Origin of the sequence: Microbacterium yannicii, from assembly GCF_024055635.1 — a bacterium.
Lineage (GTDB): Bacteria > Actinomycetota > Actinomycetes > Actinomycetales > Microbacteriaceae > Microbacterium > Microbacterium yannicii.
This window is the reverse complement of sequence record NZ_JAMXMB010000018.1, coordinates 11,365-24,124: the sequence shown is the minus strand read 5'-3', so window position 1 is coordinate 24,124 and position 12,760 is coordinate 11,365. Positions and strand designations below refer to the sequence as shown.

The following is a 12,760-nucleotide window of genomic DNA, read 5'->3' as shown; positions in this document are numbered from 1 at the left end:
TCGCGATCTCGCCCACGCGGCGGGGCAACACCGGACGGCCTCGCGTCCACCCAGGCTCAGCGGGCCGCCGTGCGCCGTTCGACGAGCAGGACGATCGCGAGTCCGATCACCGCGCCGAGCACGTTTGCGACGATGTCCCGCATGCTCGGTGTGCGCTGCGTCAGGAACAGCGCCTGCCCGGTCTCGATGATCAGCGTCGTGACGAGCGCCAGCGGCACGACGAGCCCCCGATGCAACCGCAGGGCGAGCGCCAGCAGAACACCCAGCGGCACGAACAGCGCGACGTTCGCGGTCGTCTCGATGAGGTCGTAGGTGAGCCACGGCACCGTGCGCGAGATCGTGCGCAGCAGCCCGGCCGCCCCCCGGTCCACCGGCACGGGCCAGAATGCGATGAGCGCGAGCACCAGCCCGTACACGAAGAGCAGACGGATGCCGCGCCTCTGACTGCGCCGCCCCCGCACAGCCGCCACGGCTGCGGTCGTCGGACCGGCGGGCGCAAGAGTGGTCGCATCGGTCATGGCGCGCTCCCCTCGTTCGGACGCCGCCACGCTGCCGCGCAATGCGGCGAGTCTACCCAGATCAACCCGCAGAACAGCAGCGTGGGATTCTCGCGCGTGGCCGCCCATGACAACCACTCGGAGAACACCCGGGCCTGTCGCTTAGGGTGGGTCGGGTGACCGAGTCCCCTCTGCCCCCGGCCGCACGTACAGCGGGAGTCGTCGTCGCCTGGGTGCTGGGAGCCCTTCTCATCGGCGCCGTCGTCGTCACGGCGTGGGTCGCGGTTCGAGGCGTGCTGGCCTACTCGCACCTGCGCGACGCGCAGGCCTCGGCCGCCGCGGTGCGTGCGAGCATCGCCGATCCCGCCGCCGCGTCGAGTGCGATCGCCGGCATCTCGGCCGACACAGCGGCCGCCCGCGAGCTGACCTCCGATCCGCTGTGGAACCTCGCGGAAGGCATGCCGTGGATCGGGCCGCAGCTCAGCGCCGTGTCAGCCGTCGCGGCGTCCATCGACCAGGTCGCGGGCACCGCGCTCACACCGCTCGCCGATGTCGCCTCGGGCTTCAGCGTCGATGCCCTGAAGCCTCAGGACGGCCGCATCGATCCGACCTCCTTCGCGCAGATCGCCGGTGCCGCCGACACCACGGCCGACGGGATCGCGGCAGCAGCGGCATCCGTCTCCGCCATCGATCGCACGGCGCTCCTAGCCCCTGTGCGAGAAGCCGTCGACGAGGTGGATGCCCTGCTCGGCGACGCCCGCACCGCGACCGACGCCCTCGCGAACGCGACAGCTCTCCTGCCGTCGATGCTCGGCGCCGAAGGCCCCCGCAATTATCTGGTGCTGTTCCAGAACAACGCCGAGTGGCGCTCGCTCGGCGGCATCCCTGGTGCGATCGCCCTCGTACACACCGACAACGGCACCATCAGCATGACCGCGCAGGAGTCGTCCACCGACTACCCGCGCTACGACACCTCGGTCCTGCCGCTCGGCGAAGAGGTCGAGGCGATCTACGGAGAGCGGCCGGGCCGCTGGCTCCAGAACGTCACGCAGGTCCCCGACTTCGCGGTCTCCGCGGCGCTCGCCCGAGAGATGTGGGCGCGCGAGCACGGCGGACAGCAGGTCGACGGCGTCATCGCGATCGACCCCGTGACGTTGTCGTACCTGCTCGAGGCCACCGGACCCGTCACGCTGCCCACGGGCGACGTGCTCACCCCGGAGTCGGCGGTCCCGCTCCTGCTCAACGAGGTGTACAAGCGCTACCCGCGCCCGGCCGATCAGGACGCCTTCTTCGCCGCAGCGGCGGCAGCCGTCTTCGACGCTCTGACGCGAGGTGACATCGACCCCGCGACGCTCGTCGGCGCCCTCACGCGGGCAGGCGACGAGAACCGCCTTCTGCTGTGGAGCGCGCACGAAGACGACCAGCAGGTGCTCGCTGACACGACCCTCGCGGGAGGACTGCCCCGGTCGGATGCCGCGGCCTCACGTTTCGGCGTGTACCTCAACGACGGCACGGGTTCGAAGATGGACTTCTACCAGACCGCGTCCAGCACGGTCGCCTGGGCGACGTGCGACCTCGGCGCTTCGGGCGAAGCCAGCGGCGACGCGGTGCTCACCGTCACGGTGACGAACACCGCCCCCGCGGACGCCGCCACGCTGCCGAGGTACATCACCGGCGGCGGCACGTATGACGTGCCACCCGGGACCGCTCGCACCGTCGGCTACGTCTATCTCCCTGAAGGCTTCGAGCTGCTCGACGCGGCACTCTCGGACGGTTCCGGCTTCGGCGGAGGCACCCATGAGGGCCGACGGGTGCTGAGCTTCAGCACCGACCTCGCCCCGGGTCAGTCGACGACCGCGACGGTCACCGCGCGCACCGTGGGAACGGCTCCGACGCTGCAGGTGCGTTCGACGCCCACTACGACGGGCGGGTCCGCGGTTGCCGGTACGTGCAATGGTTCGTAGACTCGTCCCGATGTCGTCTCCCCTTCCCCGCACATCGCGACTTGCCGCTGCCTCGGCGCTCGCGCTCGGTCTCGTGTTCGCCGGCGCCGTCGCAGCGCCCGCGGCTTCGGCATCCACCATCTATCCGCCGTCCGGATCCTGCACGACCTCCCCGACCACGACGCAGGCGGGCGGCACCGTCTCGTTCGAGTGCGCGGCCGAGACGTTCTCGAGCGAGGAAGCGGTGACCATCACGGTGACCGGCGAGAACGGCGCTGCCGCCGAGATCGGGATGGTGCGCTTCGCGATCACCACCGCGACCGGTGCCGCCGAGTCCGAGGCGGACGGCTCGCTCACCGCGGTCGACATCACGCTCCCGTCCGACGCGACCGGCACGTACAACGTCGCCGCGGTCTCGGCGACTTCTGCCGGCGGAACCGCCGCGATCACTGTGACCGGCGCTGACGGACTCCCGTCGACTGGCCTCGACAGCGGCACCACGCTCGGTCTGTGGATCGGCGGCGGCGCGCTGCTCGTCGCCGGCGCAGCCCTGGCCATCGCCGCGGGCGTCCGTCGCTCGCGCAACTCTCGCTGACGCGAGCCGGCTCACGTCCTTCCGAGTCGCATCGCCACCGACGCTCGTGTCGTAGTCCTCCCGTCAAGCCGGGCCTGCCTCGTTCTGAGCAGGGGCCGCGACGCGGAGAGAAGCCTCTCAGTTGATGCCGCCTCGCGCTGAGCAGCTGTGACGGTCCGCAGCGGGCCGTGCTGCGGCATCCGTCCCCCTCGCTAGGGTGAACGCAACGGTGCCGGCCGCGGCGCCACGTGAAGGGAAACGTCTCCATGGCTCAGCGCCCGCTCGGTGTCACCCTCGTCGCGATCATTGCGTGGCTGTCGGGGTTCCTGCAGATCATCGGCTCGATCTTCGTGATCATCGCCGGGGTGTTCCTCACGCCGGCCGCGATCGTGGGATGGCTGAGCCTCGTCATCGGCATCATCACCCTCATGGTCGGCGTCGGCCTGTGGCGTGGCAACCCGACGGCGCGCACCGTCGCGGCGATCGTCTTCATCGCCAACATCGTGCTCGAGCTGCTCGGCATCTTCACGGGTGAGACGCTCTGGTCGGCCATCGGCGGCAGCATCCTGTCGATCATCGGCCTGATCCTGCTCTACACGCGTTCGGCGCGGCAGTACTTCGGATCGTAGGACGGATGCCGCAGCCCGCAGCTGCGGCATAGACTCCGCCGTGCGGGGTCGGCGCGTGCCGGCGTGTCGGCGCGGTGCGCATGGGGCGGGTTCGGCGGTGCCGCGGTCGTGACGCCGGGGCTAGGCGGAGCGGATCGCGCGATGTCGGAAGCCCCCGACATGATGGAACCACTCCAGTCGAAGGGTCACCTGATCGCCGCGGCGATGTCGGAGGCCCTCGGCAAGATGGAAGTAGTCGAAGCGACCGGTGATCCGGTGGCGTCGGACGATGCGATACGCGAGTGCCCCGCGTGTCGCGGTGAGGCTCCCTTCGGGGACGACGCACGCGCGCTGCGCGGCGGAAGGGCACATCGTGGACGATGCACGACGCGACGAGGTCGAGGCGCAACGCGCCGGCGACCTGGCCGACGAGTTGCGCCGGATTCACGACGAAGAGGCGACGCTCCAGGCCCGCAAGCTCCGCCTGCTGGCCGAGGCATTCGCGCTCGCTGAGGAGCAGAAGGCTCGCATCCCGTCGAAGCGGTCGAAGGAACGCGACATGCCGCTGCGAGCACTGGCGGCGGAGCTCGGGCTCGCCGTCAGGACGAACGACCGCACGATGCAGTCGAACATGTGGGACGCCCATCGCCTGACGACATCGTTCGCGGCCACGGTCGTCGCCCTCGACGAGGGCCGCATCTCGCGCGGCCACGTCAGCGCGATCCTCGACACCGGCGCTGCGCTCGACGACCCCATGACTCGCGCCGCGTTCGAAGAGACCGTGCTCGACTACGCCGAGACCACGACACCCGCGCGCACGCGCGCGTTCGCGAAGCAGCAGGCAGACATCCACAACCCGCTCACCCTGCAGCAACGTCACGACCTCGCCGTGCAGGGTCGGCGCATCTGGGTCACCGACGTCGACGACAGCATGTCGGTGCTGAGCCAGCTTCTGCCCACCGTCATCGCCCACGGCATCCTCGACCGCACGACACGCCAGGCCGACCTCATCAAGCGCACGGACGCCGCTCGGCGCCGTGCGGTTCTCGGGCCGCAGGACGGGACGGATGCCGCGGCCACCGCCGCATCCACCTCCGGCGACTCCGGACTCGGCGACCCTGCTGTTGCCTGCTCAGGCACCGGTGGTGCGACCGATGGTGACGCGGCCAGCGGCGAGGCGGGCATCCCTCGCGCCGAGGTCGGTGACTCGGTGCGTGACGAGGCGGCGCTCGGTGGCCGCTCGTACGGCGATTCCGCCGTGGGCTCTGGCTCCGACGCCGGCAGCGGCGCCGGCACCGTGCACGACGAAGACGTCTGGTTCGACGAGCGGACCATCGACCAGATCCGCGCCGATCTCGTCGCCGACATGCTCCTCACCGGCACACCGGGCATCGATCCCACGCTCGACGCGACCACCGGCGGGCTCGGTGCGATCCGGGCCACGGTGCAGATCACGATTCCGGTCACGACACTCACCGGGGTCACGAGCAGTGGCGCCGAGCTCGACGGAGTGGCGCCCGTCGATCCTGAGACCGCTCGCCGCCTGGCCGGCGCGGCGCCGGGATGGGACCGCGTCATGACTCACCCGGTCACGGGCATGGTCCTCGCGGTCGACCGCTATCAACCCACCGCAGCGCAGCAGCGATTCCTGAATGCCCGCGATCAGCACTGCCGCTTTCCCGGATGCCGCCGACCAGCCCGGCGATGTCACCACGATCACACCCACGACCATGCGCGCGGCGGACCCACCGACGTCACCAATCTCGCCTGCCTGTGTGCACGCCACCACACGTTGAAGCACGCCACCGACTGGAAGGTGCGGCAGCTCCCGGGCGGCACCCTCGAGTGGACCAGTCCCGCCGGGCGGCCCTACCTCGACGATCCCCCGCGACGCGTCGTCTTCGTCCCCGGCGACGACTCCGCGGCACCGTTCTGACCCCGACGACGGCGGTCCCCGGCATCCGTCAATCCGGTGTCGGGCGCCGTTCGACGAGGTGGACGATGGCGAGGTCGATCGCCGCACCCGCCACGTTCGCGACGATGTCGCGCAGACTCGGGGTGCGCTGGGCGAGGAACAGCGCCTGGCCTGACTCGATCGCGAGGGTCGTGAGCAGTGCGAGCGGCGCGACCAGCCCGCCGGCCGCCGTGGGCGCCGCCGCGCAGTGCGCCGCGTCTACCTACTAGCGAGCGGCGCCGTGCGCGGGAGACACAATTCCGTCTCTATAGACGGAAAACCACCTCTAGGGATACAATTTCTTCTGTGGAGATCCAGCGCCCGCTTGCCGTCGTCACCAATGGTGTCGACGGTGACGTGCTGCGCGTCCTGGCCTCGACTGCCGCGGAGTACAGCGTGCCGCGACTGCACGAGCTCATTCCCGAGCGCTCGATCGTCGGCATCCGCGGGTCTGTCGAGAGGCTGACCGAGCAGGGGATCGTCCAGAGACGCACGGTCGGCCGACGCCACGCATACGCCCTCAATGATGAGCACCTCGCAGCACATGCGATCAGAGAGCTCGCCGACCTCAAGTCGGCATTGCTCTCGCGCCTGGGCCGACACGTCGACGGCTGGACCGAGCCGCCGGTGTTCGGCGCGATCTTCGGCTCGGCCGCTCGCGGCGAGATGCGCCCTGACAGTGACCTCGACATCCTGCTTGTCCGGCGTGACGACACTTCGGACGACGACTGGGGACGCAACCTGGTCGGCCTCACCCGAGCGGCGACCGCGTGGACAGGCAACGATGCACGCATCGTGGATCTCGCGATCGAAGACCTGGCGGATGCCTCGACCGAGCCACTGCTGCGCGGTGTCGTCGCCGAGGGGATCGCATTCACGAGCGACGCCGACTGGCTGCGCCGCACCCTGAGGAAGAACGGACGCCGATGACACCGAAGAACCAGCGCACGAAGAGCTGCAGCGCGACCGAGCGAGCCGGGCGCCTGCAGCAGGCCGAGGGCTTCTGGAGCGACGCCGAAGACCTGCAGGAGCTGGGCGAAGCCAGCCCGAACAGCCTCGTGACGTTGTATGTGCATGCCGGCATCGCGGCCGCCGACGTCGTCTGCTGCGCGAAGCTCGGTGAATACTCCAACTCCGCGAACCACAGCGACGCGATCGCCCTGCTCGAGAAGGCCGACTCCTCGCTCGCCCCCTCCCTCGCGCGGCTCGTGGGTATGAAGACGGCGGCGGGCTACAGCGTCAGCTCCATGTCGGCGCAGCGTGTGAGCACCGCTCGCAGCGCCGCCGAGAAGCTCATGGTCGCCGCTCGCGCCCTGTGATCTGCGCTGACCCCGCCCCTCGCTAGGGTGGCGTCATGGCCACTGCCGTCTCGACCTCTCTCGAGCGCACCTATCGGTACCTGCGGATCGGCATAGCCGGCACCGTCGTCGCGATCTTCGTGGCGATCGCCCAAGCCGCGACGACCTACGGATGGCTCACCTCGGTGAGCGACTACTTCTACACGCCGGCGCGCGACGTGTTCGTCGGGGCGCTGATCGCGGCATCCCTCGCGCTCTTCGCACTGTCGGGCCGGGGCGCCGAACGTGCACTGCTCGACGCGGCCGCACTCTTCGCACCCCTCGTGGCGCTCGTACCGACGACGCTCTCGCCCGATGCCGTGCCCGGCGTCACGGTCCCGTGCGAAGGTCGCTGCTTTCCGCCGGCATACGAAGCGGATGTAGCCAACGGCGTCGCCGTCTACCTCGTGCTGGGCGCGCTCACCCTCCTGGTCGCGCTGGTGCTGGCCGCACTCGGCCAGGTGTCGCTCGCGGTGGTGTGGCCGTCGCTGCTCGTCGCGGCCATCGTGCTCGTGGCGACGGGCCTGACGTGGGCATTCGCGCGGGACGCGTTCCTGCAGCAGGCGCACTTCGTGGCGACGACGGCTTTCTTCGCACTGTTCGCGGCGGTCGCCGTGCGCAACGCCTTCCCCCGGCGCGGCCCGCAGCCGACGCCGCTGTTCCGCGGGCTCTACATCGGCATCGCGGTGGGTCTGGTCGTCACCCTGATCGCGTACGTGGTGCTGCTGCCGGGAGCGGACAGCTCCGGCATCCCGGTCGTCCTCATCGTCGAAGCGATCGCCCTCGCGCTGTTCTTCGCGTTCTGGGTGGTGCAGGGCATCGAGAAGTGGCCCGAGCCCGACCCGACGATCCTGGCGGCCTGACCGGTCTCAGCGCGGCGCGGCGTCAGGCGGCGCCGGTCTCGGCTTCGGCGATCTCGACGACGCGCTTCACGCCCGGAGCGGGGTGAGCGGTGACCAGGATGGGCAGGTGGTCGCTGAGGCCCTGCGGGAGGGTGCGCACGCGGTCGATCTCGAAGCCGACCGACGTCGCAAAGTCGTAGTGCCCGCGGAAGAAGCGGTAGCGCGTGTAGGTGCGCGAGTCGCTGAGATTGAGCTCGTACCCCTGCTCGCGCACGTGCTGGCCGAGCCGCTCCTTGAACACCGGATAGTTGTAGTCGCCCACCATGAGCGCCGGCAGTCCCTCGCCCAGCTGCTGCAGCTCACCCAGCGCGGTGCGGATCTGGTGGCGCCGCAGCGAGTTGAGCGCCGTGAGCGGCGCGGCATGGAACGAGGCGACGATGACGTCGATGTTCTCGTCGATGTCGTGAAGCCTGACCCCCAGCATCCGCTCCTCCGCCGGCTTCAGCACGCGGTCGTGGAGCGACTTCTTGAGGGCGATGGCCCGCACGTCGACCGCGCGGAACGTGTTCTCGCGGTAGTAGAGCGCGAGGCCCAGCCGGTTGCGCTGCGTGGAATCGGCCAGCCGCAGACCCGAGATCTCGTCAGGGATGTCGGTGGTGTCGGCCTCTTGGAGGCACAGCACGTCCGCGCCGTGGCGTTCCACCAGGTGGGCGAGCTCGCCCGCCGCCCGGTGCTTGCGCAGGTTGTACGAGATGACCTTCATGTCGACGCCAGCCTATGCCGCCGGCGTTGCCGGCGGGTGACCTTGACATGTCCACATCGGGACCTCTCAGGAAGTGTCGACCCCCTGTCCCGGCGGGATGTACGAAAACGCCGGCGAGCGCCTCTGGAGTGGTGTTCCGAGAACCCAGGAGGACCCCATGGCCGCCGCATCCACTTCCGCCGTCCGCGCCGAGCTCGCCGGTGCCCTCGACGCCAGCCGCCTCGCGCGCGAGGCCGCCGAGCGCGAGCTGCACCGCAGCATCGCGGTGCGTTCGCGTGCGGCCGAGACGCTCGAGCGCACCGCCGAACGGCGCGGAATCGAAGAGTCCGAGCGCGTGCGCCTGCGTGGCGAGTACGCCGCCGCCGACCGCGTCGTCGCCGAACAGCGTGCCGCGGTCGAGAAGGCGCGCCAGTTCGAGCGCGCCGCGGCCATCGTCGCCGACGCGTTCGAGACCGAGGCGACCTCGGCCAGCCCGCTGGCGGCCGCGCTGCTCGCGCTCGTCGGCTCGCGCACCAAGAGGGCGCGGCCACGCCGCGCAGCGGCCTGACCGCGTGCAGCGGGGCGATGTTCTCGTAGAGTCGCCTTCGTGGCTATCTCGCGACGGACGATCACGATCCTCGTCGCCGCAGGCGTGGTCGTGGTCGTCGGGATCGCCATCGCCGCGGTCGCCCTGAACGCGCGGTCTCCCGAGCCGCCGGGCCCCGGAACCCGGGTGCTGGCATCCGCTCAGTCCAAGGCGACGGATGCCGCGTCCCGCGCCGCAGCGGGAAGCCCTGAGTACGACGCGGCACAGTACCTGAGCGAACAGCCGACCGCGATCTGGCTCACGCCCGAGGGCGATCCCACCGACGTCGTCGGCGAGCGCATCGCCGACCTGGCGGAGGAGGCGAGGGCGCAGTCCGCCCGTCTCGCGCTCGTCGTCTATGGCCTTCCGGAACGAGACTGCGGCGGGCAGTCCGCCGGCGGCCTGGACGACGACGGCTACGCCGCGTGGACCGGTGCGATCGGCGACGCGCTGCGCGCCGCCGCCGACACCTCGCCCCTCGTGATGCTCGAGCCCGACAGCCTCGCCCTCGCCCCGGAATGCGGCAACGTCTCGGAGCGCGTCTCGCAGCTGGCGTCCGCGGTCGACGCGATCGCCTCCGACAGCACGTGGATCTACGTGGACGGCGGCCACTCCGACTGGCTGCCGGCCGGGGAGATGGCCGGCCTTATCGAGCAGATCGACCGGGCGTCGGACGACGGCCGCGGCATCCGGGGCTTCGCGACCAACGTGTCGAACTTCCAGCCGACCGACGACGAGGTGGCGTACGCCCACGACGTGGCCGCGCGCCTCGACGGGCTGCACGCGGTCATCGACACCTCGCGCAACGGCGCCGGTTCGAACGGCGAATGGTGCAACCCGCCCGGCCGCCTCGTCGGGGAGCCGGGCGGCACCATCGGCGACGACGTCGTGGACACCAACCTGTGGATCAAGCCGCCGGGTGAGAGCGACGGCGAGTGCAACGGCGGTCCGGCCGCCGGTCGGTGGTGGCCCGAGGCGGCGATCGGGCTCACCCGCGAGGTGATCGTGGGGGATTGACCCCGGACCAGGCAATACCGGGGTGTGTAGCATCGTGAGTACTCTCCGCATGCGTCGGGGGTCGCGGCTGGGGCCGGTCTACGACGCGGGAGTGTCGACTGTGCAAGAGAGGACTCATCCCCAGCATGAGCAATCCGTCCGACGAGTTGAAGACGGCCGTCATCATCGAAGACGACGCCGAGATCCGGCACGTCCTCGCTGAGGTCCTCGAGTCGTCGGGATTCTCGACGGTGTCGGTCGGCAATGGGATCGACGGCGTGCGCGCCGTGCTGACATACAAACCGGTGCTCACCACCATCGATGTGAACATGCCGGGTATCGACGGCATCGAGGCCGCGAAGCGCATCCGCGCCCAGTCCGACACGTTCATCATCATGCTGACGGGCCTGAACGACGAGGCCGACGTGATCGCCGGCCTGGGTGCCGGTGCCGACGACTATCTGCTGAAGCCCTTCCGCCCGCGCGAACTGCGTGCTCGCGTCGAGGCGCTCCTGCGCCGTTCCCGGGCCGGCGACAGTGCTGCCGCGCCCGTCGTGGCTCCGTCTCAGGACCGCGTCGGTCCCTCCTTCCCGGGTGGCCGGCCCTCGACGACATCCATCCCGATCAGTCCGATCGCGGACGAGGTCGAGACCCCGGCGTCCTCGTCATCCGCCGCCCTGGTGATTCCGGTGCCCGCGGCATCCGCTCCCGCCCTCGTCGATGGCCAGGACGATGCTGCCGGCGACTGGCTCGTCCACCGCGACCTGCGGCTTCATCCCGAGAACCGCATCGTGCTGGTCGGCGGCGCCGAACTCGATCTCACGCGGACGGAGTTCGACCTGCTCGCGACGCTGCTCGAGTCGAAGCGACGCGTCCGCAGCAAGGCAGACCTCACGCTCGTCCTGCGCGGCGAATCGTACGTCACCAGCTACTTCGTCGGGGATGCCGACAAGCGCGCCGTCGAGGCGCACATGACGAATCTGCGCCGAAAGCTCGGTGAGAGCGCGGCCAACCCGCGGTACATCGAGACCGTTCGCGGCGTGGGCTACCGTCTGACCTCCGACGCCGTCTGACCCAGGCAGACGTGAAAGGCATCCGCTCGCCCCAGACGAGCAGATGCCTTTCACAGATCCGGGAGGATGCCCGCCTTCCCCAAGGTGGGCATCCTCACCTCCTCCCCCGCGCCGTGCTCCCCAGCCGCGGCGCTCTTCCCCAGTTCCGACTCGCTTCGGGTGCGGGTCAGACCTTGTATCCGTGCTGACGACGGATGAGCTTGAAGAACATCGACAGTGTCTGCAGCACCGTGACGACGCCGACGATGGGCCAGCCGATCCACAGGATGGTCGACTGCACCGTCGGGCCGAGCATCGACCAGATGACGGCCATGGCGATGATGACCGCGATCACCACGACGAGCGGCGTCCAGTGGCCGAGGCCCGCACCGCGCTCGGCCTTGGCCTGCATGGCCCAGTTGTCGACCTTCTTGCGCGACAGGAAGCGCGTCCATGACCGGGCGAAGTAGCTGAGCCGCAGCCACATGTACACCTCGGCGGGCACGAGAGTGACGGCGAACACGATGTCGCGCGCGGTGCGGTTGCCCATGGTGAGCGCCATGCGGGTGTTCAGTGCGATCGCGACCGCGGGCGCCAGCAGCCACCACGGCGAGAACACGAAGGCGCCGAGCGAGAGCGAGCCGGCCAGCAGGGCGACGAACGCGACGCGCACGAACAGGTTCGTGAGCATGCCGAAGTTCTCGAGCCACCGCACGCGCAGGTTCGGGTGGAACGGCTGCCCCTTGGTATCGCCGCGCTGTCCCGGCCACATGAGCTCGATGGCGCCGTAGGTCCACTTCACCTGCTGGGCGTCGAGGCCCCGCAGCGTGGTCATCCCGCCGACATCGGCGCGCGCGAAGGGGCTGATCTTGGTCAGGTAGCCGGCGCTCTTGATCTGCAGCGACAGCAGCGAGTCCTCGACCTCGGAGTCCTTGACCCACGGCGTGGACTGGTGGTTCTCCTTCATGACGTCTCGCAGGGCCTGCGTCGAGAAGATCGAGAACTGGCCGCCGAGCACCGCCATGTTGCGGCCCCGCAGCAGGTTGTGCAGGTTGAAGGCCGCGAACTGCGCGCGCTGGCCCGTGATCAGGAACTTCGCGATGCCGCCCTTGATGGGCTTCTCGTCGATCGAGTAGATCGCCGAGATGCCGCCGATACGGGTGTCGGACGTCGCCTCCGACTCGAGGTACTCGACCGCCTTCGCGTCGGCGACCGTGTCGCCGTCGACGCCGAGCAGGTAGTCGTAGCCCTCCACGAGCGTGTAGCCGTAGTTGAGCGCGCCGACCTTCTTGTCGGGGTTCTTGCCGATGTCGTGGACGAACACCTCGGTGAACTGCTCGCCGAGCTCGGTGGTGATCTCGTGGGCTCCCGCGAACGCCGAGGCGATGCTGACGGTGCGGTCGGACGTGTTGTTGACGACGACGTGGATCACGTCCGGCACGCGGGTCTGGCTCAGCAGCGACTCGATCACCTGAGCGATCGACTCCTCCTCGTTGTAGGCCGGGATGACGCAGCCGATGGTCGAACGGTGCACCGAGGTGTCGTCGAGCACAGCCTCGAAGTCATCGGCGAAGCCGTGGGCCGAGACGGAGAGCGGGACCAGTTGTGTCACGTTCGTCGCTTTCAAGA

General features: G+C 69.8%; 13 protein-coding genes. 10 read left to right on the top strand and 3 right to left on the bottom strand.

Translation table 11 applies throughout. The features are described 5' to 3' along the window. Window positions 1–56: 56 nt before the first annotated feature. Entirely contained in the window at window positions 57–518 is a 462-nt protein-coding gene (locus tag NCG93_RS08105) for a VanZ family protein (protein WP_194414476.1), read from the bottom strand. A gap of 155 nt (window positions 519–673) precedes the next feature. On the opposite strand from NCG93_RS08105, the gene NCG93_RS08100 reads away from it, so the two are divergent. The 7 genes from NCG93_RS08100 (at window position 674) to NCG93_RS08070 (ending at window position 7,776) form a co-directional block, all read left to right on the top strand. After that, entirely contained in the window at window positions 674–2,461 is a 1,788-nt protein-coding gene (locus NCG93_RS08100; RefSeq protein ID WP_252787486.1) for a DUF4012 domain-containing protein, read from the top strand. A 10-nt stretch (window positions 2,462–2,471) separates the two neighbouring features. After that, entirely contained in the window at window positions 2,472–3,035 is a 564-nt protein-coding gene (locus tag NCG93_RS08095) for an LPXTG cell wall anchor domain-containing protein (RefSeq protein WP_194414477.1), read from the top strand. 245 nt (window positions 3,036–3,280) lie between these two features. Beyond that, window positions 3,281–3,643: a hypothetical protein gene (locus NCG93_RS08090; protein WP_194414478.1), complete on the top strand. Its 363-nt coding sequence runs from the start codon at window positions 3,281–3,283 to the stop codon at window positions 3,641–3,643. Window positions 3,644–3,995: 352 nt separating this feature from the next. Next, window positions 3,996–5,558 carry an HNH endonuclease signature motif containing protein gene (locus NCG93_RS08085; protein ID WP_252787485.1) on the top strand — a complete coding sequence of 521 codons (1,563 nt, stop codon included), beginning with the start codon at window positions 3,996–3,998 and terminating at the stop codon, window positions 5,556–5,558. 324 nt (window positions 5,559–5,882) lie between these two features. After that, window positions 5,883–6,506, top strand: a complete 624-nt coding sequence (locus NCG93_RS20330) for a nucleotidyltransferase family protein (protein WP_194414479.1) — start codon at window positions 5,883–5,885, stop codon at window positions 6,504–6,506. Then, entirely contained in the window at window positions 6,503–6,895 is a 393-nt protein-coding gene (locus NCG93_RS08075; RefSeq protein ID WP_194414480.1) for a hypothetical protein, read from the top strand. The genes NCG93_RS20330 and NCG93_RS08075 overlap by 4 nt, the downstream gene beginning before the upstream one ends. A 35-nt stretch (window positions 6,896–6,930) precedes the next feature. After that, entirely contained in the window at window positions 6,931–7,776 is an 846-nt protein-coding gene (locus NCG93_RS08070; protein ID WP_194414481.1) for a hypothetical protein, read from the top strand. Between the two features lie 22 nt (window positions 7,777–7,798). Here the strand turns inward: NCG93_RS08070 and NCG93_RS08065 are convergent, their stop codons facing one another. After that, entirely contained in the window at window positions 7,799–8,518 is a 720-nt protein-coding gene (locus tag NCG93_RS08065; RefSeq protein ID WP_194414482.1) for an endonuclease/exonuclease/phosphatase family protein, read from the bottom strand. A gap of 157 nt (window positions 8,519–8,675) precedes the next feature. Between NCG93_RS08065 and NCG93_RS08060 the strand changes: the two genes are divergently transcribed. The 3 genes from NCG93_RS08060 (at window position 8,676) to NCG93_RS08050 (ending at window position 11,152) form a co-directional block, all read left to right on the top strand. Beyond that, a complete protein-coding gene (locus NCG93_RS08060) occupies window positions 8,676–9,065 on the top strand; it encodes a hypothetical protein (RefSeq protein ID WP_194414483.1) in 390 nt (129 codons plus the stop codon). A 39-nt stretch (window positions 9,066–9,104) separates the two neighbouring features. Beyond that, window positions 9,105–10,100 carry a glycoside hydrolase family 6 protein gene (locus NCG93_RS08055; RefSeq protein WP_194414484.1) on the top strand — a complete coding sequence of 332 codons (996 nt, stop codon included), beginning with the start codon at window positions 9,105–9,107 and terminating at the stop codon, window positions 10,098–10,100. Window positions 10,101–10,225: 125 nt separating this feature from the next. Next, window positions 10,226–11,152 (top strand): response regulator transcription factor, encoded by a 927-nt coding sequence (locus NCG93_RS08050; RefSeq protein WP_194414485.1) that lies wholly within the window; start codon window positions 10,226–10,228, stop codon window positions 11,150–11,152. 166 nt (window positions 11,153–11,318) lie between these two features. Here the strand turns inward: NCG93_RS08050 and NCG93_RS08045 are convergent, their stop codons facing one another. After that, window positions 11,319–12,743 carry a glycosyltransferase family 2 protein gene (locus NCG93_RS08045; RefSeq protein WP_252787484.1) on the bottom strand — a complete coding sequence of 475 codons (1,425 nt, stop codon included), beginning with the start codon at window positions 12,741–12,743 and terminating at the stop codon, window positions 11,319–11,321. Between the last annotated feature and the right edge of the window lie 17 nt (window positions 12,744–12,760).

Coding starts and splice junctions, on each gene's coding strand:
- NCG93_RS08070 (WP_194414481.1), top strand. CDS start 6,931: ATGGCCACTGCCGTCTCGACCTCTCTCGAGCGCACCTATCGGTACCTG.
- NCG93_RS08075 (WP_194414480.1), top strand. CDS start 6,503: ATGACACCGAAGAACCAGCGCACGAAGAGCTGCAGCGCGACCGAGCGA.
- NCG93_RS08050 (WP_194414485.1), top strand. CDS start 10,226: ATGAGCAATCCGTCCGACGAGTTGAAGACGGCCGTCATCATCGAAGAC.
- NCG93_RS08105 (WP_194414476.1), bottom strand. CDS start 518: ATGACCGATGCGACCACTCTTGCGCCCGCCGGTCCGACGACCGCAGCC.
- NCG93_RS08065 (WP_194414482.1), bottom strand. CDS start 8,518: ATGAAGGTCATCTCGTACAACCTGCGCAAGCACCGGGCGGCGGGCGAG.
- NCG93_RS08090 (WP_194414478.1), top strand. CDS start 3,281: ATGGCTCAGCGCCCGCTCGGTGTCACCCTCGTCGCGATCATTGCGTGG.
- NCG93_RS08060 (WP_194414483.1), top strand. CDS start 8,676: ATGGCCGCCGCATCCACTTCCGCCGTCCGCGCCGAGCTCGCCGGTGCC.
- NCG93_RS08095 (WP_194414477.1), top strand. CDS start 2,472: ATGTCGTCTCCCCTTCCCCGCACATCGCGACTTGCCGCTGCCTCGGCG.